The organism is Streptomyces sp. NPDC057939 (assembly GCF_042887545.1).
In the GTDB taxonomy this organism is placed as follows: Bacteria; Actinomycetota; Actinomycetes; order Streptomycetales; family Streptomycetaceae; genus Streptomyces.
In genome coordinates, this window is the sequence record NZ_JBHVPG010000017.1 from 1 (window position 1) to 23,504 (window position 23,504).

The following is a 23,504-nucleotide window of genomic DNA, read 5'->3' on the forward strand; positions in this document are numbered from 1 at the left end:
CCTACGCGCTGCGCGCGTAGAACAGAGACCCCCCGCGCTGCGCGCGGGGGAGAACACCGCCTCGCTACGCTCGACGGGCTCTGCGAAGCAGAGCCGAGCCGGCCCTTCGGGCCGGTGTCCTGCGCTTCGCTTCGGACTGGTTCGGGCTCCGCCCGAACGGCCCGCCTCGCGGGGCCAAGTAACCCTGTTTCACAGGGTTCCGGGCCGGCCTTCGGCCGGAGACCCTTCGCTCCGCTCGGAGCCACCGGGAGCGCGCTTCGCTCTCCCGGTGGTCCCCAACTCGCTTCGAGGGTTGGGGGGTTGCTGCCGCTGCGCTTCGGTGTACGCGCGTGCTATCGATAGCACGCCCAGCCCCGCGCGTGGTTCTGCTCAAGTACTGCATACGCCCCATTGCCGTACTGCAACCTGCAGGCGTGGTTGAGATCCAGGCCTCGCACGTTATAGGTCGCCCAGCCATAGGGTGCGCCAATCCACATCGAGTCCAGGCAGCGCCAACCCCTCGCGTGGTTCTCAACCAAGCGGGCGACGCTGCCGTCCCCCGGAGCAACTGTCCTCTGACAATAGGCTCCCAGGTCGATGCCACCGCGGCGAGTGGCCGCCGAGGCCGACGGAGCCATGACGGCCAATCCCGACGTGACTACAACCATGACGGCCCCTACCCTCAACCACTTCCGTAGACCCATGCCAGCCACTCCCGTCGCCTCAACGTCCCGCACCTTCGCGGACCGAGAGCAAGTCTGCCCTCGCCAGACACGGACTGGAGACCCATCGGACCACCCGAACGCAAATGCGAACAGTGGCCGCCTGCGAGCACCGACAGTCTGCATAAAAAGGAGAAGTCTGTGTAAGTTCCCGTGGAAACGGTCACTTCCCACGTCTGTGACTGTCTATCTGTATAGATAGACAGTCCGGCTTGCCGGGCAACCTTCCACAGTCGCTCTGATCTGCCAGAACCTGCGTCCGGCACAGGCCGGTCAGGAATGATGGGCGCATGGCGCACACCATGGTTCTTGCCGTCTCCCCCCCATCACCTGGAGCAGCGCGGCGGGATGCGCAGACCAAGATCCGGCCAGCAGCGCCCCACACGCACCCTCACCCTCCAGACCGAACTGGACACACTCGGACTCCTGCGGGACCGATCCCGGCCAGCGTCCCAACAACGGGTCAAACCCTCGGCGGACGCGGCCCGCACACGGGCGCAGGACTCACCGCGCGCCTGGTCGTCACCCTGCCCGACAAACTCTGGGTACCCCTGACCCGAGGCGTCCACTGGACCAACCAACCGCACCTACAGGCCTTGCAGGAGTGGACCGACCGGCAAGGGGCCCGGCCCCGCCCCAGGCGCCTCGCCGAGCAGGCCCGGACCACCGGCGCCATCCTCCGCAACGCCCTGGAACACCCTCAGCGGGCGCGGCACCTGAGGCCTCGGGCGCACTCATACCCGGGGCTCGACCGCGGTGCTGGCCTCTCAATACAGTTCCAGGCGCGGCTGCCGGACCATTGAGATTCTTCGAGTTGGCCACCGATCGGGTGGTGGTCGTGAAGCGCAACGAACGAGGCCGCCGAGGTGTTGATCGAGATGTCTGATGTCTCATTCACGTTGCTCGGGGGCCTCGTTGGTCATCCATCCTGCCGCACTTGACCTGCCGCATGCGCTCGTGGAGTGGGTTGCCATGCTGGTTGTCGCTCGTGAGGGCTACCGGCGGGCAATGGTGGCACTGGTGTACCTGCGAGAGCACACCACTCTGGCCAAGATCGCCGCCGGGTTCGGGATCAGCGAGTCCACCGCCCACGCCTACACCCACGCGGTCGTCGACCTGCTCGCCGAACGAGCACCGGGTCTACTCAAGACGCTGTGCGAGCACGATCCCGACTTCATCCTGCTCGACGGAACCCTCGCCGAGTGCGACCGGGTCGGCGACGGCCGGGCCGACCACTCCCACAAACACCGGCGCCACGGAGTGAACGTGCAGGTCGTCACCGACCCGGGCGGCCGGCTGCTGTGGCTCTCGCCCGCCCTGCCGGACCGCACACACGAAAAGAGCCTCAACCGGGCGCTGGCCGCAGCACGAGCGCCCGTTGAACGCGGTGTCGCGAGCCTGAAGTGCTGGCGGATCTTCCGCAGGTCCCGGTGCAGCCCCAACCGCATGACGTCAATCGTCAAGGCCATCCTCACGCTGGAGCGGCAGCGCTCAAGATCCTTGTGGGCGCTTCGTCTGGCGATAACCGCCATATGAAGTGCTCACTCGCAACCGAAACCCCTGGGGTCAGTCCTGATCCTGGCTGTACTGGGCCGCGTACCAACTGGAGTCGATGGCGGGGTTGCGCAGCGCCCCCCAGAATCGGTCGTCGGGTATCGGTGGCAGGGGCTGATTGCCCAGGTCCGCATGCAGATCCGCACGCCAGTCGAGAGTGAAGTGACTCCGGGTCTCCGCGCTCTCGCACACGGACCTGTACGGGGACCCCCAGATCCCGAGGGCCATCTTCTCCGCGGCCCACCTGCGCGTGTGGTCTCGGCCGGTGTCGGCTTGTGCGAGCACCGCGCGGAGTCGCAAGGCGAGCGGGCCGGTCTGGTCAGGCTGTGGCGGAGCCATACCGCACTCCCACGCGTCCAGGGCTGTCTTGACCTCCGGGTAGTTGTTCAGACCCGTTTCGACCGCCAGTCTGCGCAGCTGCTTGCGCGCGGCGTCGACCACCTGCTCATACGGCAGGACTGCGATCAGCGCACCGAGTTCCTCATGCCCGTCCAGGTGGCTCACGTGGAGGAGGTCGGTGGGGCTGTAGGACAGGTCCAGCTCTGGCAGCTGCTCATCCGGTGCGGGTAGGGGCTCGTCGGCACTGTACTGCGGCTTGGCAGGCGGACGCGCCTCCCAGAACAGTCGGCCGTTGAAGGTGACGACACCGGCGTCCTGGCCGCGCTCAAGCGTGCCGGCCAGTTCGGCCAGGTACTCACCCAGCGAGTCGGCCTGCCCGAAACTGGTGCCGGTCTCGTCGAAGAACCGTCCGATCACACCGAAGGAGTCCCGCCCGGTACGGCAATCCATCAGAAGACCGTCCGACGTCACGTCGTAGGAACCGATTTTTACGTAATCGTGAAGCCAGTAGCCCTCGGTCTCCCCGTCGAGGCCCTGGTCGATACCGCGCATGAACCCGGTGTCCCCGAGGATTCCGCCCACTCCGAGCAGCCGGTCACCCGTACTGAAGCGGAAAGCCTCAGGTCCCTCCAGCGCCCCGTTGTGCCGGAGGAGTGAAGCGACCAGGTCCGGATGAAAGGTGACCCCCAGTTCCTGTTGCGCTGCTGCGATCTCCTCGCCGCCCGCAGGCGGCCGAAGCGTGGCGAACGTGCGGGGTGCGTGCTCGCGCAGCCACGCGTCGATGCGAGTCCATGAGTCCTGGACCAGGTCTGATGTCATAGGGCCGACCTTAGAACCAGCGGCCGACAACAGCTTGATCGTCGCTCACCGGCCTTGCCGGCGGGGTTGGCGTTCAGGCCGGCAAGCGGACCCTTGTCCCGGATCACCAATCTGCCGGCACCGGATGCTGCAGCCGCGCACTCGACGCTGAAGCGCGCTCAGTCGTGATCGGTGGCCAACTCGAAGAAGCTCGCTGACTGACGACACTAAAAATCCTCATGCCGCCTCCTACCACTGTGTGCCTCGGGACCTTTCGGTCTCGCAGCAGCACGCCCGTGAGTTCCCGGAGGAGTTCCTCGCCCGCAAGCGTGGCAACATGATGCAAATTTGCCGGGCGGACTCACCCAGCTCCGGCAGGAGCCTGCCCGTGGCGCTCGTTGGCTCTCAGGGCGACCTTGCCGCCATCGTGTCATCCGAGGTATGGCATCGCGCCCGCGGGCCGTCAGGCGGGGGGTCTCCGGGGCGGGGCGCTGCTCGCTCTCGAAGTGTCTTGGGCCTGGACGGTGCCGATCGGGTGGCTCGGTTGCATCTTTTGTGGATGACGCGGAACCGTTGCGCCGTCGTGCGTGTCACAGCAGGCAGGAGCGACCAACTCCCATGACCGCAAGGGGGAAACATGAAGTTCACCCGTTCTATCCTGACCACCTCCGCATTCGCCGCTCTGGCTCTGGGGGCCACGACGGCGCTGGCTGTGCCGGCCAGTGCCGCGCCGAACACCACGCCGCAGAAGGTCTGTGGAAGCGGCTACAAGACCGTGAACTCGGCTGCCGTCGGCTCGCTGGGCACCGTCTACCTGACGTACAACGCCTCGAACGGCAAGAACTGCGTCGCGACCATCCGGAACAACCCGGGCGCGGCCGTGGACATGGCTCTGTGGATCGAGAACAACGCGACCTCCGAGCGGGGCGAGGACTTCGGCCGGTACACCTCTTACGCGGGCCCGGCCTACGTGTACGGCAAGGGTTACTGCGTCGACTGGGGCGGCGGCATCAGCAACGTCCACGTGCAGGTGTACAACTCCAACTGTGGCGCCCGTAAGGAGCACCGGGTCACCGAGGTTCGCTGACCCGGGCTTCGGCTCGAATGTGATGGCTCCGTGCGGTCGTCGGGAGCAAGGTTCATCGACCTGACGACCGCACGGTCATCGCCGTCGTCCGGCTGGTGCCCGGCAGGCTCGTGAGTGCTTATGGGGTGGGGTGCAGGGGGGTGGAGCCGAGGTTTTGCCGGTCCTGGGTTCCGAAGGTGGACCAGAGGGCGGCGGTGAGCAGGAGGAGGGCGCCGAAGAACAGGTAGACGGGCCTGCCTCCGAAGCGGTCGAAGAGGAAGCCGGTGGCGAGGATCGCCCCGGCGCTGACGACGCGGATGACGGCGTCGAGGAGTCCGTGCCAGGTACCGAGGAGCGCGGCGGGGGCGCGGAGCTGGACGAGGAGTCCGGCGGACCTGAGGTACACGGTGAAGCCGAGGCCGAAGAGGATGAGCGCGCCCGCGAGGATCCACTGCGTCCCGCCGAACAGTGCTGCCGTCAGGGTGCCCGCGCCCGCGAGGGCGGTGGCCCAGCGGAGGCTGGAGTAGATGCCCTCCGGGCCGGCCTTCGCGACGACGAGGCCACCGATGATGGCTCCGATGGTGGAGAACGCCAGGAAGGAGCCGGCGCGGGCCGGGGACATGTCTAAGGTCTCCCTCATGAGGGAGAGCAGGGACAGGATGACCGTCGAGAGGGCGAGCACGGTCAGGGCGTGGAAGGTGAGGAAGCGGCGCCAGGCCGGGCTGGTGGCGAGGGTCCGTGCGACCACGCGGCGGGACGGGAGGGGGGCCGGTTGCTCCTCGGCCGCGGTGCCGGCGTCGGACGTCGGTGTGTGGGCCGGCTTCGGGTGTGTGGCCCCCGGTTGTCGGGCCACTACGGCGATGAAGCCGGCGAAGACGGCCAGGGCGAGTACCTGGAGGCCGGCGGCGACGAGGAGGGCTTGGGATCCGGGGAGCAGGGCGATGACCAGGCCCGCCACGACCGGGGACAGCAGTTCGCTCGCCGAGCGGATGGTTCCGCCGATGCCCTGGACCCGGACGAGGGTCTTGGCGTCGAGGATCCGCGGCAGGAGCACGAACAGGGCCATTTCCCCGATGTGGTGGACGAGGTCCACCGTCGCCGCCGCCACGACGATCGCCCACAGGTGGGAGGAGAGGAACGTGGAGCCGATGCCGATGAGGACGAACACGCCGATCTTGACGAGGTAGGCCACGACCAGGACGGTCTTCGGGTTGCCCCGGTCCAGCAGGGGGCCGGCCGCGATCGAGGCGACGACCTCCACGCCGTAGCCCACGCAGTACACCAGGCCGACCGTGCTGACCAGGCCGGAGAGGTCGAGGGCCAGGTTGGCGAACGCGATGTCGTAGATGCCCTCGCTCATGGAACGGGACATGACGAGCACCGCGAAGACCACGAGCAGCAGCGTCAGCCAGCGAGACGCGGTGGGGAGCACGGTGCGGCCGGTCTTCGGCTCCTGCTCGGTCGCGGTCACTGGTAGGCCAGCTCTCGGACGACGTTGCCCGCGAGGGCGGTGCCCGGCGCTTCGAAGGTGGGCAGGGGGCCGTCGGCGCGTACCGGGACGAAGAGCTCGGGCAGGCGCGCGCCCCGGGAGTCGTGGACCTCGTACTCCACCCGGTAGTGGAGCGTCCCCCTGCCCCGGGCCCGCATGAGCACGCCCGGTTCGATGGTCAGGACCGCCCGCGGGTCCTGCGGGAAGGGAAGGGTCTGACAGGCTCCGAAGGTGGGTGAGTCCGCGCGGCGGTCGACGAGTTGGAGGTCCATCTCGGGATTGTCGTACAGCAATGGGGACAGCTTGAGAGTGAGATGTGGATGTGAGCTGAAATATTGCGGCCACGATGTCGGAATGTCGTAAACCATGGTGTCGGCCATCCCGTTCTCGACGTTGGAGCCGATGCCGTACGAGTCATCGCGGATCGACTGGTAGGAGCCGACCCCGGTGGTGACGGTGGCGAGTTCCGACGTGGGCAGTACGGGTTGCTGCCCGCCGAGGTCCCGGTCGATGAAGTAGCGGTGGAGTTCGCCGCCGATCTCGGCGGAGGCTACGACGCCCTGTTCGGTCGCGCCGCCGAGCCAGCTGCGGGAGACCACCTTGGAGATCAGGAACTGTGCGGCCGTGGGGAGCTCGACGGTGTTGGCGACGGTCCGGGGGCGTGCGCGGTCCATGTCGGCGACGGAGTAGGTGGCGTTGTCGTCGAGCGGGGACCACTTCGAGGCGGGGTCCTGCGGCGCGTGGAGGGAATAGTCGTTGCGGGTGGTCACGGTGCCGAGTTGCTCGAACCAGTGCGCGTAGCCCGGGGGGATGGCCAGTACGCACGATCCGTCGGCCGGGACGTCGATCTCCAGCTTGCGGTCGTACTCGGGTGAGTCCGCCCGGCAGTCGTACATGTGGACGGTGACGGGTCCGGCGCCGGCCGGGCCGTAGAAGGAGAGCCGGTCGTACTGGCCGAGGTGCACCGCGTACTCCTCGTACGCGAAGTGCGGGCTGTGCACCATGTAGTGGTACGGCCGGTCGTTGCGGGAGGACCGGATGTGCCGCGCTCCCGGGAGGCCGGAGTCCGCACCCATGGTGCGGGTCCTGGTCATGATCAGGTGCGGCTTGGGGAAGGCGGACATGGACGTTCCTCTCTGCGGTGCTGGGATTCGGAGTGGTCGCAAGTGCCTGGGGCGGGTACACCGAACCGGTGTACCCGCCCCCAACGACTACCGCGGTGATCAGACGGTGGTGACGACGACGCCCTCCGGGAGGGCGGCCTTGAACTCGTCCAGGTCACCGAAGGAGCGCGAGGTGATCTGCTCCTCCGTGTCGGCGTCGATCATCCGCGACGCGATCTTGCCGAGGATGCTGCGGAAGTACTCCGGGGTCTCGAAGTAGGGCTCCAGGGCCGAGCTCAGGCTCTCCAGCGCGGCGCGGGCGGCGGGGTCCGCGACGTCACCGGACATGGCGGCGAGCTCGGTCTTCCAGGCGGTGGTCTCGACACTGGTGATCGACATGATGTGTTCCCTTCGTTGGGTTCTTCAGGTCGGGGTTCAGCGGGTGAGCGATATTGCCTTGGCTTCCATGCGCGCCAGCGCGTGGAGAGCCGGTCCGGGCAGGTAGCGGTCGCTGTCCTGCTCGGGCCTACTGGCGCCGGCTCCGGACGGATCGGCGGTGCTGACGTCGCGGCCGAGAGGGTGGTCCAGGGCCCAGGGTTCGAGGTCCAGGAGTTCCATCTCGGAGCGGAGCCACACACGGCCCGTTCCGGTGAGCCGGTACCAGGTACCGGGGGGTACGCGGACCCCGATGGTGGGGTCACCGAGGCGGATCACGGAGCGTTCTCCCTCCGCGCTCACCACCTCGATCTGCGCGTCCGTGCTGCCCGCCAGCCACGTGAGGCGGCGGCGGGAGTATTCGTGGCGGACGAAGCGGCCGCCGGCGGTGGCCTTGGCCGGGCTGGAGCTGTCCTCGGTGCTGCTGGGGCCGTCGTCTGCGCTGCCGGCGTCCAGGTCCACTTCGAGGACGTCGGAGGTGCAGCTGTCGGTGGAGGGCACGACCGTGAAGGACTCGGGGCCCGTCAACACGAAGTTGTTGCGCGAGGCCCACGCGTGGATGTCGCTCCCCGTCTCGGCGGCCCGCCAGGTCGGCCTGAGCGTCGCGTAGGTGGTGTTGCCGCCGATGGAGACGCGGTACCGGGCGGCGTAGGCGCCCTGTTCCTGCGCGTTGGTCTGCTGGGACATCCGGGAGAGCAGCAGGTGCGCGGCGACCGGCAGCTCGTGGCGGTTGGTGCGCACCACGGGAGCCTGCTGCGAGGAGCGCAGGAAGGACACGAGGTCGTTGTCCGGTTCCCAGTCGGGGTTCTGGTCGGCGTACCAGACCGGTTCGTCGCGGGTCACGACGCCGCCCAGGCCGTCGAGGGTGTGGGCGATGCCCTTGGGGATGATCAGGACCCGGTAGGGCGAGACGGCCATCTCGATGGTGATCTCGTCGCCGAGTTGGGGCGAGTCCTCGCGGCAGTCGATCAGGTGCACGGCGATGCGCTGGCCCTCGCCGAAGAAGGTGAGCCGGTCGTCCTGGCCCACGTGGATGCCGTAGGCGGAGTAGGCGAAGTCCTTCTCGTGGGTGACGTAGTCGGTGATGCCCGGCCCGTTCGAGATGCGGGTCACCCGGACGACGCCGTTGGTGCCGTCGCTCTCGCTCACGTTCGTGGTCTCCAGGCGCGCTCCCGGCAGGGAGAACTCCATGGAGGTGACGTCGTCGGGAACCTGGAAGGTCCCGATGTGGCGGCGTTCGGTGGTGCGGTCGAGCGCCGTACGCGGGCCTGCGTCAGCGGTTTCGAGCATGGTGGATCCTCTCTCTTGCCTTCGTGGTGGTGGCCGACGCGCGGGCCCGGGGTGGGGGGAGGGGAGGAGGTGAGGGTGGGTGTGCTCTGCCGCTACCAGAAGTCGCGGGGGCCGCCGGTGTTCGTGGCGTCGGTGGCGGTGGCGGTGGTCGCCGCGTTGGCGGTGTTGGCGGTGGGCGCGGTGTCCGACAGGGTCCAGGCCATGAGGCGTGGTGTGTGGGCGACGGCCCGCAGACACGCCGCGCGAGCGGTCAGCAGGGCCTCGGCCTCGCAACCGGCGAGGACGAAGAGGACCAGGTCGATCCGGTCTCCGTCGACGCGTGTCCAGAGGTGCTCGATCCGGTCCACGGGGTCGAACTGAGCGGTGAGGAGTTCCTTGAGGTCGTCGGGTGCCGCAGGTGTTCCGTGGGAACCGACCAACCGCATGGAAATCATGTACATGACGCCCTCGCGTGATCTGGCACCGTCGGACTCCGGGTGGGTGGGGTGGGTCGGGGTGGGACCGAGGTCAGACCGACCGACCGGTGCCGGCGCCCTGACCGGTGTCGGCTCCGCCCCGGGGCGTCACCCACCCGAACCCGTCATCGGCCACCACCTGCCCCGTCCCCCAGCCGAACCCGTCCCCGGCCGACGTACGTCCCGCGTCCGGTGCTCCGTGGGACACGGCTCCGGAGGTTGCGACGGCGACGATGAGAGCGGCGGATGCGAGCAGGACTGCGGCGACCCGGGACATGGAGGACTCCACCCTTCAGAATCAGGTTCTTTGCCTTCGTTGTCGCGTCCACCCCGTTTGCGGGGTGTTGCGTTCGATGGCTTAAGGCTGTCCCACGTCGGCGGCCGTGTCACTAGCCGCAGACGGTCGTCAAGACGCCAGGCGGGTAGACGCCACCTCGGACCACCTGCGGGCTTGAACACGTCCTGGCATATGCGGAAGGTTGCTCAAGTGGGTGATCCTGGCCATGTCCTAACCAAGGGGGACCACATGTTGCAGCTACTCGGGCTCACGCCCCACGCCGAGACCGTTTACCGGGCGACCCTGCTGCACCCCGACCACGGGGTGACCGATCTGATGGCGGACACCGGCCTTCAGGAGAGAGTGATCCGCGCCGCGTTGGACGAACTGGCCGCTCTCGCCCTGGTCAAGCCGTCCGATCAGCGCGGGGGAAGGCTGCGTCCCGTCAGTCCGGAAGTCGGCCTCACCACGCTGCTGGCCTCCGCCGAGGCCGATCTCGCGGCGCGCTTGGCCCAAGTGGAGACCACCCGGGCCGAGATCGCGGCGATATCCGCCGAACACATCGGCACACGGGTGTCGGACAGTGCCACGCGGCTCGAAGGTCTGGACGCCGTCCGTAGCCGGCTGGAAGAACTCCAGCGGACGACCGAGTTCGAATGTCTGTCCCTCAACCCGGGCGGCGCGCACCGGCCCGACGCCCGCAACGCCGCAACCCCGCTCAACGAGGAGGCCCTGCTGCGGGGCGTGGCCATCCGGGCCGTCTGCCGCGACAGCTTCCGCAATGACCCCGACACCCTTGCCTACGCCCGCTGGCTCATCGAGCACGGCGGGCAGATGCGTACTGTCCCCACCGTGCCCATCCAGATGATCATTGTCGATCGCCGGGCCGCGATCGTGCCCCTGGACCCGGAGGACCCGCGCAAGGGCGCGATCGAGGTGCACAACCTCGGCATCATCACCGCCCTGTGCGCCCTGTTCGAACTGTGCTGGTCGGCGGGGACGTGCTTCGGCGAACAGCCGCCCGCCAACGACAACGGGTGCACCCCGACGGAACGCGCACTGCTGGACATGGTCGCCGCCGGGGACACCGACGAGGCCGCAGCGCGCAACCTCGGCATCTCGGCGCGCACGGTCAGCCGGATGATGTCGAGCCTGATGGAGCGACTGGACGCGACCAGCAGGTTCCAGGCCGGGGTGAACGCGACGAAGCGCGGGTGGCTGTAGGGGGGCGCGGCCCCCGGTGCCGGAGGAGTCAGTCGCCGAGGCCCCTGTGGGGGTTCGTGGGGCCGGGATCCGGGGCGGGGCCGGGGGCCGGCCGGGAGTGGCCGGGGCGGCCGACGGACGTCGTGGGTACGCCTGTTTGCCAGAGGTGACTTCCGGGGGTGCTCGGTCCTGGGGGGTTGGGTGACTTGGTGTGCCCGTTGCCGGGGGTACGGTCGGGGCCGTCGGCTCCTGGCGTACCCAGCTGCCACAGGTGGCTTCCGGGTGCGTTCGGTGTCCGGGGGGTCGGGGTGGGTCCGTCCGGCTCCGCGCTGGGGCCGTCCGTCTCCATGGTGGGTCCGGGTCGCTTCCACCGCTCGGGGATCGTCGAGCGCCGCTGGACGGCGTCCGCGTTGCCCGCCTCGGCCTCCGCCACCGCGCGTGCGCGCAGCACGCTCTGGCGGGCGGTGGGGGCGAAGCCGGGGAAGGCGTTGCCGGTTTCGGGCGGCAGGGCGCGGCCTCCCATCTCGAACAGTTCCGCTTGGATACCGGACTCGGGCGGGAACACCTCGCGCGGTAGCTGCCAGGAGGCCGCTCCGTTCACGTCCACCCGGTGCTCACGGCCGTCCACGGCGAACGTGAGGCCATAGCCGATGTACTGATCGTCCTTGTCGAACATCAGGTCGCCGCTGACCTTGCCTCCCCCGTCCCGCACCTGGTCCGCGAGCTGCTGGACCGCCGCGGGGAGGGGGTTCGTACGGCCCAGGCTGGCTACGTAGCCGTCGGCCACCAGGGTCTTCGTCTCGTCGCCGTCCTGGTACTGGATCTGGACGACGGTTCGTCCGTCCTCGCCTCGGACGGTCTCGATCTCGCCCAGGCGCGCGGGGACCGTGTGCAGGCGCCCTTCCCCGCCCTCGCCGAATTTGTCGTACATCTCCCCGTACTGCACTTGGTGCTTGAGTGCTTCCGGGACCTCTCCGCTGCCGACGATGGTGACGTGGGCGTTGGGATTCTGGCGGAGGATGATCTCCGCGTTCGCGACGCCGGTTCCGCCGTTGCCGGCGATGATCCAGTGCTGGGCGTCCCGTGCGTCGAAGCGGCCGTCGGCGACCTCGTCGCCCATCAACACTCTGCCCGGGGCGTCCTCGCGTGCCTGCTCCCACTTCTGGGTGGCGCCGAGGACGCTGAAGCAGTTCTGGAGGCGGGGAGTGGGCTTGCCGTCCGGACCGGTCTGGATGGCGTCCTTGAGCGGATGCCCGTCCAGGGCGGCGAGTACGGTCCCGGCGTCCAGGCCGCTCCGTTCCGCTCCGGTCAGCCACGTGCGCAGTTCCGCCGCGCCGGCGATGTTCCGTCCTTCGAGCTCCGCCAGTCTCTCGCCGACCAGCCGTACGGCTTCGCTGCGGCTCTCGACGCCGTCCTTGCCGCGGATGTTTCCCGGCACCAGCTCCGGCGGCAGGCCGGTCGCCACGGTCGGTACCCCTTCGCAGGCCACCCGCAGCGGAGCGCGGTTCGGGACGCCGTTCTTGGCGGACCGGGTGATTTCGGCGATGAGTTCACCGTTCTCGCCGAGCCGTAGACCGGCGTGGCCGTTGATCACGTCGCCCTGCGTCGCCAGCTGGTCCTCCCAGAGGCGGATGGCGTGGATGGGGATCCGCTGGCGGGGGTTGGTGACGCCCTGATACGGATCGACGCCCATCCACTGCGCCAGGTCGCGGTCCTGGTCCGCCGACTGCACGATCCCGATGGCGGGATCGAGGTGCCAACGCCCGGCTCCGTCGATCAGCAGTGCTTCGGGGTCGCGTCCGCTGAGGCTCGCGCCGCCGCCGATCACGACCTTGCGCCGCGGGAGTTCCCCCGCCGCCAACTGGTCGGACAGCTTCTGGTCGACCCGTTCGCTGAGCTGATCCCGGTATGCGTCCCATTCGGTGGCGGCGGGTTTCAGCTGGTCGCGGGCCAGCGGAAGCCCGTTCTGGTCGTAGCCGGGCATGGGCATGGTGACGTCGCGGCGGCCGATGAACGCCTCGACCTGGCGCTCGGCGACCATGGCGGCGTCGCGGGCGGCCTGGAGGGCGGCGGCGTCGGCGGGGTCGAGCTGCTCTATGGGGCGAGCCAAGGGACCAAGCAGCAGACGGGCTTCGTCCGTGAGGAATTCCGCTGCTGCCAGGCGTCGGGCCCTCGCCGCGGCGTTTTGCGGAGGGAATGCGCGCTCATCGCTCACCTCGGCGGTGGGGCGCATTCCGTACTGGTCCAGCAGCGCGGAGAAATCCGTGCGGGCACTGGTGCGCTGCTCCTGGGGCAGCCGTGCCGTGGCACCCTGTTCGGCGAGCCAATTGAGCTCGCCGATGCGTCCCATGTCCGCGGCGGACAACTCGGCCTCCGCGGAGAGGGTCGTCCCCCGGCCCAAAAGATCTTCGCGTACGGGAGTCAGTCGTGCTGCCGCGCGCTCGCGGATGGCGAACGCTTCGCCCACCGCGTGGGCGAGCACCCGCCCCACGAACTCGGTCGGCAGGCGGTCGGAGATCCGGAGGACGTAGTGGTCCGACGTCGTGTTCGTCGCGGTGCTGGCGATCGTTCCCGTGTCCAGTGGGATGGCATCCACCCAGATCCTGGCGGGCCGGACCTGGCTGTCCCGCCTGTCGGGCAGGTCGAAGAACCGACGCCCGTTCTCCGTCCCGGGCAGCGGGTAACCGAACCGATCGCCGAGGACGAGGGGCGCCACCAAGCCCATGTCCCGCTCGGCGGCGGCCAGCAATACGCCCTGATGATCGGGAGCGCTCGACCATCGTTGCCCTACGGCCCGCCCCAGCGTAGCCATCAGGATCCGGGGATCGGTCAACCTGTCCACGTGATGCCCCTCTCACGCCGCCGTAGCGACGTCACCGCGCAATGAACCTTAGGATCATGCCATGTTGATAGCTCGATCCTCGTCCGAAGCGCACCTGTACATGGACCTGCACGCATGCGAGTGCGGCAGCTTCGACTTCGACCGGCAGCACCGGTTGGAGTTGCGGGGCGACGACCTCGTGGCGGTGTACGAGGGGGCTTGCCGGCAGTGCGGCCGAACCCGTCACTTCGAGTTCCGGATGACGGAAGAGATCCCGCCGCCCGCGCCCGCCTTCGGCGGCCCCGAACCTTCCCGAATCATCGACCCCGGCGAGTACGTCGCCGTCGCCTACCGGGTTTCCCGGGCCGCCAGCCTTGAGCTGCTCAACCGGCCCGAGTCCGAGCACCACAAGTACCGCGCTGCAATGGCCTACGCCCTCGCAGCCTTCGAAGAAGTGCTGAAATTCGTTCCGCCGGACCAGGACGCCATCCCGGCGGACGCCTTCACCTCCGAAGCGGGCAGGACTCGCTACCGGAACGGGCCGGGGAAGTTCCGGCGGACCCTCATTGAGATGGACATCGACAGCACGCGTCAGGTGCTCGCCGATATCGACAAGACGATTCCTCCGCGCGACTGAACCGGCCCAGGAGGCCGCAGCCGGTGGCCCGGTTCATCCGGGCCGGTTCTCCGTCCCGGCGCCGTGGGGGCGCTGGGACGGAGGTCACGCTCGGGCGCCCGGGTCCATGGATCGATCACGCCCAGGAGTCGCGTCCGCCCAGGCTCGCGCCGCCGCCGAGCACGACCCTCCGCCGCGGGGTCTCCCCGGCGCCACCTGACCTTGGGGTCGCACCATGTTGATAGCCCGGTCCTCGTCCGAAGCACACCTCTACATGGACCTGCACGCATGCGAGTGCGGCAGCTTCGACTTCGACCGGCAGCACCGTTTGGAGTTGCGGGGCGACGACCTTGCGGCGGTGTACGAGGGCATTTGTCGGCGGTGTGGCGTGAGTCGTCACTTCGAGTTCCGGATGGCGGAGGAGGTTCCGCCGCCCGCGCCCGCCTTCGGCGGCCCCGAACCGTCCCGGATCATCGACCCCGGCGAGTTCGTGGACGTCGGTTACCGGTTTTCCGGCTCTGCCGGGATGGAAATGCTCAACCGGCCCGAGTCCGAGCACCACAAGCACCGCGCGGCGATGGCCTACGCCCTCGCCGCCTTCGAAGAAGTCCTCAAATTCGTTCCGAGTGGACAGGACGCCATCCCGGCGGACGCCTTCACCTCCGAAGCGGGCAAGGCCCGCTATCGAAATGAACCGGTGAAATTCCGGCGGGACCTCATCCAGATGCACATCGACAGTGCGCGCCGGGTGCTCGCCAACATCGACAAGACGATTCCTCCACGTGACTGAACCGGTCCGGAGGGCGTATTGGCCGGGGACGGGTCAGCCCGGCCGCGATGTCCGCGGGGCTACGAACGTGCTGAGGTGCATGGGTTCAGCGGAAGGCGTCGACGTTCTCCGAAGCCCACTGCTGGAAGGGGCGGGCCGGTGTCCCGGTGATGCGGGCGACCGTGTCACGGACCGTCAGCAGCTCGTCGTTCACGTCTCCGCCGGTGACGTCGAGCACGGTGTCCGCGGCATCGGCCCCGAAGACGGCGGCCATCCGTGCGTGGGCCTGTTCGCGGCTGACCTCGGCGAAGGGCACCTCCCGGCCCAGGGCTGCCGCGATGGCCTCGACCTGTTGGCGGGCGGTGACCGGTTCCGGTCCGGTCAAGGCGTAGGTGTGCCCGTGGTGGCCGGGTTCGGTCAGCGCGATCCGTGCCACGGCCGCGATGTCCGCGGGATGGATGGTCGGCAGTGCGGTCGCGGCGAACGGGGCGTGCACGGTGGCGTCGGCACGGATGGTGTCCGCCCACATCAGCGCGTTCGAGGCGAACTGTGTCGGCCGCAGGATCGTCCAGGCCATTCCGCTCGCCTTGAGCAGTTGTTCCACCTCAAGGTTCTCGCGGGCCGGGCCGAGGTGCGGGTGGGTGTGGACGGTGATGGAGGACACCAGGACGACGTGCTCCACGCCTGCCGTGCGGGCGGCTTCGAGGATGTCTGCGTCAGGGCCGAGGCGCGAGAGGAGGAACAGCGAGCGCACGCCCTCCAGCGCGGGCTTCCACGATGCCGGGTCCGCGAAGTCGCCCTCCACGACCTCGACCCCTTCGGGCAGGACGGCTCGTGCGGCATCCCGGGTGAGTGCTCTCAGTGGCCCGGTCGCGTGCTCGTGCAGTTCCTTCAGCAGGGTGCTGCCTATGTTCCCGGTTGCTCCGGTCACGAGGATCACGGTGGTTCCCTTCGTCGGATGATCACGGGGGTGACACGAGTGGAACGCTATGACCTCGATCGCGCTTGAGGTCAAGGAAACACCTTGGCCCTGTGCGTGGTTGGGCACGTGCGTCGGCATCGAGGGTCCGGTGATCGCGACGGGCGGGAACCTCGGTTCCCCTCCGACGGGTCGGGCGGAGGGGAATCGAGGGGTGGGCGTCAGCAGGTGATGAGGCCGAGGAACTTGTAGTTGGCGGCTGAGGAATACGGGAAGACCTGCTTGTTGTACACGGTCTGCTGGCCGGGGCTGAGTGTGTAGCAGGTGGGGTCCGGTGTGAACGCCGGGGCGAAGGACGACCTGACGCGCTGGACGTCCGTACAGGTGTTGGTCATCTCGGTGTGGAGGACTCCGAAGAAGGTCGTGGCCCAGAAGGTCGACTGGACGCAGCTCGGCGCCGGTGCACCCACCGCGGCCACGGCCTGCTCCCCCTGCGGGGCGGCGCCGGCGGGGGCCGCGCCGAGGAGCGCGACACCGGTCAGTACGGCTCCGGCGACCGCGCAGGCAATCTTTCGCATGTTCTGTTCCTCTCGTCGTGAGCAGATTCGTTACATCAAAGGCATGAGGAACAGATGCCAGAAGAGTGGATCAAAGACTTGAATGGCCTCTCCCGTCGGAACTGGGGATGACCGGGCTCGCGCTCCGGGGGTGTGCGAACGGTTACTTTTGGTAATTTTCGGGCCGGCTCGGGGTGAGCCGGACCATAGGACCCACGTCACATACGAGCCGGGGTAGTAGGCCCCGAGGGACGGGGCGGTCGTCCGTGCGGGGCACCCGGCGTGCGGAGGGCCGGGGGCGTGCCGGGGGTCGTGGGTCCCTGGCTGCGAGGGCGGGTAGTAAGTGGGTTCGTTGCCAGGCCGGTGGGCCGTCTGTAGAACTGGATGAGTCGCCGAGCGGCCCGGGTGTTTCACCCGCCGCTGACGAAGCCCTCCGCATCACCTGAGTGGCTCACGCACGTCCTCGACGTGCAGCGACCGCCCTCGTCCCCTGTGGAAGGCCCTCCCGTGTCGAACACCGTCATCCGCCGCATCGCCGCCTCGAAGAAGGCCCTCGCGGGCACCGTCGTCGCCCTCGGCGTCGCCGGCTCCATGCTCGCCACGGTCCCCGCCCAGGCCGCACCGATGAGCGCCAAGGCGGTCGCCCAGCAGATGATCAAGGACCCGGCACAGTTCGCGGCGTTCAACAACATCGTCTCGCGTGAGAGCGGCTGGAACCACACCGCGACGAACTCCTCCTCGGGCGCCTACGGCCTGGTCCAGGCCCTCCCGGCCTCGAAGATGTCCTCGGCCGGCTCCGACTGGAAGACCAACCCCGCCACCCAGATCAAGTGGGGCCTGGACTACATGAACTCCCGCTACGGCAGCCCCGTCGGCGCCTGGAACTTCTGGCAGACCCACCACTGGTACTGAGCCGTACCGACGCGAGAACGCCCGGCAGGGATACCTGCCGGGCGTTCTCGCGTTGTTCCCGGGCATTGGGCCGAAGGCCCGGGCCCGGGGGTCAGGCGCGGGCGCCCGGGTCGTGCTTGGACAGGGAGGCCTTGACCTCGCGGGCGTAGGGGCCCTCCCACCACGGGATCGTCTCGACCAGGACCGGCTGGGTGCCGGAGGCCAGGACGAGTGCCCGGCCGGGGGGCATCGCGCCGAGGTCGGAGACCTTCAGGACGCGGTCGCGGCGGACGGACTCGTTCATGGTGCGGTTGCCGGTCCAACCACCGGTCTCCGTCTCACGGGTCGTGCTGTACTCGCGCGTCTCGTACTCGCCGGCCAGCTCGGACAGGTCGCCGAGGAAGCGGGTGTCGGAGACGCCACCGCCGTAGACCCGGACGTTGGCGGCTGACCAGAGCTTCTCCATGCCGCGCTCGCCCCACACCTCGATGCCCTGGGCCCAGGACTGGAGGATGGTCATCAGGATGATGCCGCGCGAGCCGTAGTGCGAGTACAGGTCGGGCAGGGCGCGCCAGCGGCAGACGTTCGCCGCCTCGTCCAGGACTCCGACGAGCGGGCGGGACAGTCGGCCGCCGCGCTGGGTGGTGGCGTACTCCTCGGCTGCCTCGACGACGGCCACGGTCAGGGCGGTGACCAGCGGGCCCGCCGAGTCGCTGCCTTCGCGGGAGAGCGAGAAGAGGGTGGAGTCGCCGCGGACGAACTCGTGGGGGTCGAACTCGGGGCGGTCGTCGGCGGCGGAGGCAGGTGTCACCCACTGGTTGACCGCGGGGTTGATCAGGCAGGACGCCATCTGCTGGGCGACGCCGTAGATGCCGCTGCGCTGCTTGTCCGGGGCGGTGATCACGCCGGACAGGGAGTCGGCCGCCATGAGGTGTCCGGCGCCGCGCAGGATGCGCTCCGGGGTGTCGTCCTTGGGGTTGGCCAGCCAGGTGTAGATCTGGGTGATCGAGGACTTGGAGGTCGCCGCCGCGAGCAGGAGGTTGGCGAGCAGGTCCTGTCCGGCGGGGTCGAAGAAGGCGTCCGTGGAGGCGTCGGCGTCGCGGGAGCCCGACGCGAAGTGGTCGGCCATCTTGCGGGCCTTGGCCACGTCGGTGACGTACGACAGGGGGTTCCACCACCAGGCGGGCGGTTCCTGCGCCACCTGCTGCGGGTCGAACACCCAGACCTGGCCGCGGGCCTGGCGCGGGCCGCGGGTGGCGTCGACGATGTCGCGCTTGTTGGAGGTGACGAGGACGGCGCCCGGGGCGTCGAGGATCGCGGGGATCGCGCGGCGGGTCGTCTTGCCGGTGCGGGGGCCCCAGATGTCGACGTGCATGTCCTCGAAGGACCCGTACAGGGGCTGGCGGCCGCGCAGCGAACGGCCGATGAAGACGCCGGGCGAGGTGCTGTCCACGCCCAGACGCTCGGCGGTGGCGGAGGCGCCCTTCATCGTGAGCTTGCCGAGCTTCTCGCCCTGGGCGAGGTGGCGGGCGGCGCCGTCGACGTCCGGCTTGTTGCGCATCCGCTGACGGATCCGGTACACGGCGGTCGCGGCTCCGACGAGCAGGACCACCTCGGCGGCCGCGACGGCGTTGGCCGCGCCGTGCGGCCACGCGTAGTCGCCCGTCGCCAGGGACACGGCGAAGGAGAGCGGGTTGGACGGGGGTGCGGGTGCGTCCGAGAAGGACGCGCCGAGGCGGGCGGCGAGCCAGGCGCCGCCGAGGAGCACCAGGATCGCCCCGACGAGGCAGGCGATCTCGATCGTCCAGTCGCCGTCGGAGCGGGGCTTCTTCTGTTGGGGTGAGGCCATGGTCAGGACTTTCCTTCGGCCGGGGACGGCGCGGTACGGAAGACGAACAGGTTGCCGTCGTCCTGGACCGTGCCGTAGCCGTTGCTGGTGAACTCCGGGATCTCCCTGTACGGGGAGAGGGGCGCGCCGGTCAGGGCGTTGAACCCCTTGGTGTCAGGGCTCTGCTCCGCGTAGAGCACTCCGCCGGGCGACTGCGCCATGGGCCGCAGGTCCTGGCCGGCCTGCGGGCGCCACAGTTCGCGGCCGGTTTCCGGCTCCCAGGCGACGACCTTGCCGCCGAACTGGCTGACCGCGGTCCTTCCGTCCGGGGACACGACCGTCCTGTCGTCCGTCCTCGTGAGCGTCAGAGCGAGGTCGATCGAAGGGCCGTCGGCGACTCGTCGTCCGGTGGCCAGGTCAACGGTGGTCATCACCGTCGCGTCCGATGCCTGTGCGTGCCACAGGAGGATGGCCCTGTTGCCGCTCAGCGGGCGCAGCTCGGTGTCGGCGTGCTTGCCCGACCGGCCCTCGGCAGCGACGGACGGCGGCGGTGTCATCTCCCGAGTCGTCCATGTCTCCTTGCCGGTCAGGCGGTCGATGACGGCGAGGTACCTGCCCTTGCCGTCATGGTCGTCCTTCTTCTCGGCGTAGTGGCCGAAGCCGGGGCCGATGGGCTGATCGCCCCCCGGGATCCTCGTCACCGGGATGTCCGCGCCGCCTCCGATCGGGCGGTACGTCAGCTTCTCCGATTCCTCATCGAGCTGGACGAAGCCGTCCACGACGGGGAGGGCCAGGGGGTGCTCGTTCTTCACCTCGGAGCTACCCAGCTTCTCTCCGGCCGGGCTGTACATGGTGTAAACGGCGCTGGACGAGTCCTGACCCGCCGACGCCCCCGCAGGTACGGGTTGGGAACGGATCAGCAGGGCCGGGGAGCCGTCCTTCCAGCGGCCGACGGCCGAGGGTGAGGAGGACCCTTCGTTGAAGCCCGTGCGGAGACCGCTGGACGGCACGACGGACATGACGCTCTCGTACTCCGCGCGCTGCTTGCCCGTGGCGGCGTCGAGGAGGCGGGTGATGAACCGTTGCGGTTCGCCTTCGCCGCCCGCGCCGGAGCCCGGTACCTCCTCCGTGAGCACCACGGCGTCACCGAGGACGCAACGGGTCGCGGTGGTCTTCGTGTCCTCCGCGGGGCCGGGGCAGACCGTTCGGGGGGCGCCGCTGATGGCACGGGCCCAGACGGGCCGGCCTTGGAGTCCCGGGTCCGGCAGGCCCGCGTAGACCGGGCCCTTGGCGGAGGTGGAGGGCTGTGCCGTCGCGGGTGCGGGCCCGGAGGCGGTCTTCTCCGCGGGCCCGCAGCCCGTGGTCAGTCCCAGGGCCAGCACCGTGCCGCTCGCGATCACGAGCAGCACGTGCTTGTCCTTCGTCATGTTCCGTTCCTTCTTCTACGCATGGTCGCCGCCGGCGCCGCCGTCGGGGTGGGTGCCTGCCGGGATCGGTACGCGGTAGACGCCCATGATCTGGCCCTGTACGTCCCAGGTGCTGAACTCGACGTTCTTGCCCGGGCGGGGGGCGTGCAGGATCTTCTTGCCGGCCGGGTCCCAGATGACGGCGACGTGCTCGGGGCCGTCCGGCCCGGGCTGGAAGAAGATGATGTCGCCGGGTTGGGCCTTGCTCAGGTCGACCTTGGAGGCGCTGAGGTTGTCCTCCTGCGTGTAGGTGACCGTACCGATGTCGATCTTGCCGCCGCTGGCCTGGTAGTAAATCCACTGCGTGAAGCTGGAGCAGTCGAAGGAGACGGGGTTGTCGCCCTGGAGGCGTGCGGCGCCCCAGACGTACGGCTTGCCGATGCCGCGCTGCGCCCAGCGGAGCGCGGCCCGCACCACGGGATCGTCGGCGCCCGGCAGGACCCCGGTGGAGCCCGCGCCGTCCGGGGGCACCGCGGTGCCCTTGCCGCCCTTGGCACAGCCGGCGTATTCGGCGTCCTTGCCCTGGCCGGCGTCACCGCCGGGCACGGTGCCGTAGTCGGGGTTGGCCGAGACCCTGCCCTCCATCCAGCCCTTCGGGTCGACCATGCCGGGGCCCCTGTCCTGGCCGGCGACGAAGGGGTTGTCGACGCCGGGGAGGCGGACCTCCCAGTGCAGGTGCGCACCGAAGGAGTTGCCCGTGTTGCCGACCGTGCCGATCTGGTCGCCGCGCTTGACGGTGGCGCCCTGGGACACCATGACGGTCGTCTGGTGCGCGTACAGGGTGACGACGCCGTTGGCGTGCTCGATGTGCGTCTCGTTGCCGTACGAGCCGCCGCTGGCCACCTTGATGACCTTGCCGTCCGCGGGTGCGTAGATCGGCGTACCGCCGGAAGCCCGCAGGTCCAGGCCGGTGTGGTAGCCGAGGCTCCAGGCGGAACCGTTCTGGTGGTACGGGGTTCCGACGGTGTAGGTGCCCTCCTTCAGCGGCCACTGCCAGTTCTTGCCGTCCTCGGCGGGCGGGGCGGCGGGCTTGATGAGGGGGAGGGAGAGGGCGACGGGCTGCATCCGGTCGCCGAGGTTGGCGCTCGCCAGGTTTCCGCGACCGCCCCGATCGTTCCGGGGGGCCGCGGCCTGGTCGGTGGTGCCGCCCGTGTCGCCGCCGTAGGGCGGGGTGGACCAGGAGCGCGGCGAGGCCGACTGGATGCTGAGTGCCTCGTTGGGCTGGGCGTCGTTGCCGACGGGCGCGGGGATGTCGGCCTTCTGGCCGAGGGTGGGGAAGCCCGGGTTCTTCTCGACGGTCGACTTCAGGTGCGCGTACCAGCCCTCGATCAGGCTCTTCTCGCCGGTGAGGTTGCCGCGGTAGCGGGCCGCCTGGGTGAGGACGACGCGGGGGTAGACGGTGTTGTCGTCCCGGGAGCCGGAGTAGCGCAGCAGGGCGTTCCACGGCTTCGTCTCGGCCTTGAGCGCGTGGATGAAGTTGGCGGCGGCGAACGCCGCGTCGTCGATGTTGTACAGGTCCTTCTTGCCGTCGCCGTTGCCGTCGGCCCCGTAGTCCTTCCACGCGGGGTCGCCGAACTGGAGCAGGCCCATGTAGCCGGCGCTGTTCTTGCCGCCGGGCGCCGCGGAGGGGTCCTGGCCGTACTTGGTCTCCTGGTACATCTGCCCGGCGATGATCGTCCAGTCGAGGCCCTCGTAGCGGGCGGCGGCGCGCATCGCGGCGAGCATCATGCGCGGGGGTATCTCGTTGCGGGCGGTGTCGCTGGGCAGGTAGATCTTGCCCGCGGGCATGATCGGGTTGGTGGCCGCCTGGTCGCTGGTGTTGCCGTTGCGCGCGTTCTCGTTGTAGTTGCCGCAGGCCGCCTTGGCGGAACCGCCGCCGAGACCTCCGACCATGGCCATGGCCAGCATGACGACGATGAAGCCGACTCCGCCGATCGGCAGGAGGCCGCCCGCGCCGGCAAGCAGGAGGACCTTCCCCTTGCCCTTCTTCTTGTCACCACCGGGGCCTCCGGCGCCGCCCCCGCCCTGTCCGCCGGCCAACTGGGCGGCCATTTTTGCTGTCTTGGCCACTTTGACGGCCTTCGACGCGGCTGCCAGTACGGCAGGAGCCACCATCCGGTCTCACTCCCCCGCTTGCTGTGACGCGCCCACGTTGCCCAGGCCCTGAAGGTTGAACGCCGACACCTTCCAGGCGCCGGCTTCCTTGCGGGAACTGACGAGCCAGGCGTTGGTCTCCGTCTGCGTCTGCTTGCCGTTCTCGGAGCGGGTCGTGGTCAGCGAGACCACACTGGACACGAGGGTGCCGCTGCCGTTGACGAGGTCCTCGGCGATCATCCCGTCGCGGACCACGGCCGCCTTCCCCACGGACGAACAGCGGTTGGCCTGGCAGGTCGCCCAGTCCTTGCCGGTGGGCAGGACCGTGTGCGCCTTCATCTGGTTGTCGCCGACCGTCAGCTCCAGCAGGGGCTTGGCCCATGCGGCGCCCTGGTCGGCGTACGTGTAGGTGCTCAGGCCGGCCATGTACGCGGCCATGGCCCGGTGCGCCTCGGCCAGTTCCGCCGGGGGAACCATGGGCGGTACGCCGTCGGCGGAGCCGCCCCCGCCGGCCTGTTGCCCCGCGCTGCCGGAACCGCCGGCGGTGCCGGTACCGGCGTCCTTGCCCTGAGAGGGTGCTGCGGGGGCTTTGGCGTCGGATGAGCCGCCGGCGTCGTCGTCACCGCTCAGGAAGGTGAACGTCAGCAGGGAGCCGACCAGCAATACACCCAGTACCGCCAGGGCAAGTGCCGCGCTTCGCTTGTTCTCGGCAGGTGATTCCACCGTCCCGGGCCTCCATCAGTCAGGTCGCCCGGACACGGTAGGGGGAGGGAAGGCGGATGACGCAGGGCCTTTCCCCGCGAGGAAAGACGGGGAAAGGGTGAGGAAAGGTC

At 69.3% G+C, this 23,504-nt stretch carries 20 protein-coding genes; 6 read left to right on the plus strand and 14 right to left on the minus strand.

Annotated features, from left to right (window positions below; genetic code table 11):
• Positions 1 to 1,616: 1,616 nt before the first annotated feature.
• Positions 1,617 to 2,237, plus strand: a complete 621-nt coding sequence (locus ACFVS6_RS19825) for a transposase family protein (RefSeq protein ID WP_389705382.1) — start codon at positions 1,617 to 1,619, stop codon at positions 2,235 to 2,237.
• Between the two features lie 30 nt (positions 2,238 to 2,267).
• On the opposite strand, the gene ACFVS6_RS19830 is transcribed toward ACFVS6_RS19825, so the two are convergent.
• Positions 2,268 to 3,413, minus strand: coding sequence for an SMI1/KNR4 family protein (locus ACFVS6_RS19830; protein WP_389705384.1), 1,146 nt, complete (start codon positions 3,411 to 3,413; stop codon positions 2,268 to 2,270).
• Between the two features lie 616 nt (positions 3,414 to 4,029).
• Between ACFVS6_RS19830 and ACFVS6_RS19835 the strand changes: the two genes are divergently transcribed.
• Positions 4,030 to 4,479, plus strand: a complete 450-nt coding sequence (locus ACFVS6_RS19835) for a spore-associated protein (RefSeq protein ID WP_389705386.1) — start codon at positions 4,030 to 4,032, stop codon at positions 4,477 to 4,479.
• A 118-nt stretch (positions 4,480 to 4,597) separates the two neighbouring features.
• Here ACFVS6_RS19835 and ACFVS6_RS19840 read toward each other — a convergent pair whose 3' ends face one another.
• From ACFVS6_RS19840 to ACFVS6_RS19865, 6 genes are all read right to left on the minus strand, one after another.
• Positions 4,598 to 5,929 (minus strand): MFS transporter, encoded by a 1,332-nt coding sequence (locus tag ACFVS6_RS19840; protein ID WP_389705388.1) that lies wholly within the window; start codon positions 5,927 to 5,929, stop codon positions 4,598 to 4,600.
• Positions 5,926 to 7,071, minus strand: a complete 1,146-nt coding sequence (locus ACFVS6_RS19845; RefSeq protein ID WP_389705390.1) for a hypothetical protein — start codon at positions 7,069 to 7,071, stop codon at positions 5,926 to 5,928. Before ACFVS6_RS19845 ends, ACFVS6_RS19840 begins: the two co-directional genes overlap by 4 nt.
• A 99-nt stretch (positions 7,072 to 7,170) precedes the next feature.
• Positions 7,171 to 7,449: a hypothetical protein gene (locus ACFVS6_RS19850; RefSeq protein ID WP_389705391.1), complete on the minus strand. Its 279-nt coding sequence runs from the start codon at positions 7,447 to 7,449 to the stop codon at positions 7,171 to 7,173.
• Between the two features lie 36 nt (positions 7,450 to 7,485).
• Complete coding sequence (locus ACFVS6_RS19855; RefSeq protein ID WP_389705392.1) at positions 7,486 to 8,775, minus strand: hypothetical protein; 1,290 nt, start codon at positions 8,773 to 8,775, stop codon at positions 7,486 to 7,488.
• Between the two features lie 92 nt (positions 8,776 to 8,867).
• A complete protein-coding gene (locus ACFVS6_RS19860) occupies positions 8,868 to 9,215 on the minus strand; it encodes a hypothetical protein (RefSeq protein ID WP_389705393.1) in 348 nt (115 codons plus the stop codon).
• A gap of 67 nt (positions 9,216 to 9,282) precedes the next feature.
• A complete protein-coding gene (locus ACFVS6_RS19865; protein WP_389705395.1) occupies positions 9,283 to 9,507 on the minus strand; it encodes a hypothetical protein in 225 nt (74 codons plus the stop codon).
• Positions 9,508 to 9,756: 249 nt separating this feature from the next.
• Here ACFVS6_RS19865 and ACFVS6_RS19870 point away from each other — a divergent pair, with 249 nt between their 5' ends.
• Positions 9,757 to 10,731 (plus strand): LuxR C-terminal-related transcriptional regulator, encoded by a 975-nt coding sequence (locus tag ACFVS6_RS19870; protein ID WP_389705396.1) that lies wholly within the window; start codon positions 9,757 to 9,759, stop codon positions 10,729 to 10,731.
• 28 nt (positions 10,732 to 10,759) lie between these two features.
• On the opposite strand, the gene ACFVS6_RS19875 is transcribed toward ACFVS6_RS19870, so the two are convergent.
• Entirely contained in the window at positions 10,760 to 13,552 is a 2,793-nt protein-coding gene (locus ACFVS6_RS19875) for a hypothetical protein (protein WP_389705397.1), read from the minus strand.
• 61 nt (positions 13,553 to 13,613) lie between these two features.
• Here ACFVS6_RS19875 and ACFVS6_RS19880 point away from each other — a divergent pair, with 61 nt between their 5' ends.
• Both ACFVS6_RS19880 and ACFVS6_RS19885 read left to right on the plus strand, forming a co-directional pair.
• Positions 13,614 to 14,168: a hypothetical protein gene (locus ACFVS6_RS19880; RefSeq protein ID WP_389705399.1), complete on the plus strand. Its 555-nt coding sequence runs from the start codon at positions 13,614 to 13,616 to the stop codon at positions 14,166 to 14,168.
• Positions 14,169 to 14,421: 253 nt separating this feature from the next.
• Complete coding sequence (locus ACFVS6_RS19885; RefSeq protein WP_389705401.1) at positions 14,422 to 14,937, plus strand: hypothetical protein; 516 nt, start codon at positions 14,422 to 14,424, stop codon at positions 14,935 to 14,937.
• 85 nt (positions 14,938 to 15,022) lie between these two features.
• On the opposite strand, the gene ACFVS6_RS19890 is transcribed toward ACFVS6_RS19885, so the two are convergent.
• Positions 15,023 to 15,856, minus strand: coding sequence for an SDR family oxidoreductase (locus tag ACFVS6_RS19890; protein WP_389705403.1), 834 nt, complete (start codon positions 15,854 to 15,856; stop codon positions 15,023 to 15,025).
• 200 nt (positions 15,857 to 16,056) lie between these two features.
• Positions 16,057 to 16,413 (minus strand): hypothetical protein, encoded by a 357-nt coding sequence (locus tag ACFVS6_RS19895; protein ID WP_389705404.1) that lies wholly within the window; start codon positions 16,411 to 16,413, stop codon positions 16,057 to 16,059.
• 486 nt (positions 16,414 to 16,899) lie between these two features.
• Between ACFVS6_RS19895 and ACFVS6_RS19900 the strand changes: the two genes are divergently transcribed.
• The gene (locus tag ACFVS6_RS19900; protein ID WP_389700807.1) at positions 16,900 to 17,304 is read left to right on the plus strand and encodes a transglycosylase SLT domain-containing protein; all 405 of its coding nucleotides are present in this window, start codon (positions 16,900 to 16,902) and stop codon (positions 17,302 to 17,304) included.
• A gap of 91 nt (positions 17,305 to 17,395) precedes the next feature.
• Here the strand turns inward: ACFVS6_RS19900 and ACFVS6_RS19905 are convergent, their stop codons facing one another.
• The 4 genes from ACFVS6_RS19905 to ACFVS6_RS19920 are packed head-to-tail and all read right to left on the minus strand — an operon-like array spanning position 17,396 to position 23,394.
• Positions 17,396 to 19,132, minus strand: coding sequence for a type IV secretory system conjugative DNA transfer family protein (locus tag ACFVS6_RS19905; RefSeq protein ID WP_389705406.1), 1,737 nt, complete (start codon positions 19,130 to 19,132; stop codon positions 17,396 to 17,398).
• Between the two features lie 2 nt (positions 19,133 to 19,134).
• Positions 19,135 to 20,538, minus strand: a complete 1,404-nt coding sequence (locus ACFVS6_RS19910; protein WP_389705408.1) for a PQQ-binding-like beta-propeller repeat protein — start codon at positions 20,536 to 20,538, stop codon at positions 19,135 to 19,137.
• 15 nt (positions 20,539 to 20,553) lie between these two features.
• Positions 20,554 to 22,692 (minus strand): peptidoglycan DD-metalloendopeptidase family protein, encoded by a 2,139-nt coding sequence (locus ACFVS6_RS19915; RefSeq protein ID WP_389705409.1) that lies wholly within the window; start codon positions 22,690 to 22,692, stop codon positions 20,554 to 20,556.
• Positions 22,693 to 22,698: 6 nt separating this feature from the next.
• Positions 22,699 to 23,394, minus strand: coding sequence for a hypothetical protein (locus tag ACFVS6_RS19920; RefSeq protein WP_389705411.1), 696 nt, complete (start codon positions 23,392 to 23,394; stop codon positions 22,699 to 22,701).
• Between the last annotated feature and the right edge of the window lie 110 nt (positions 23,395 to 23,504).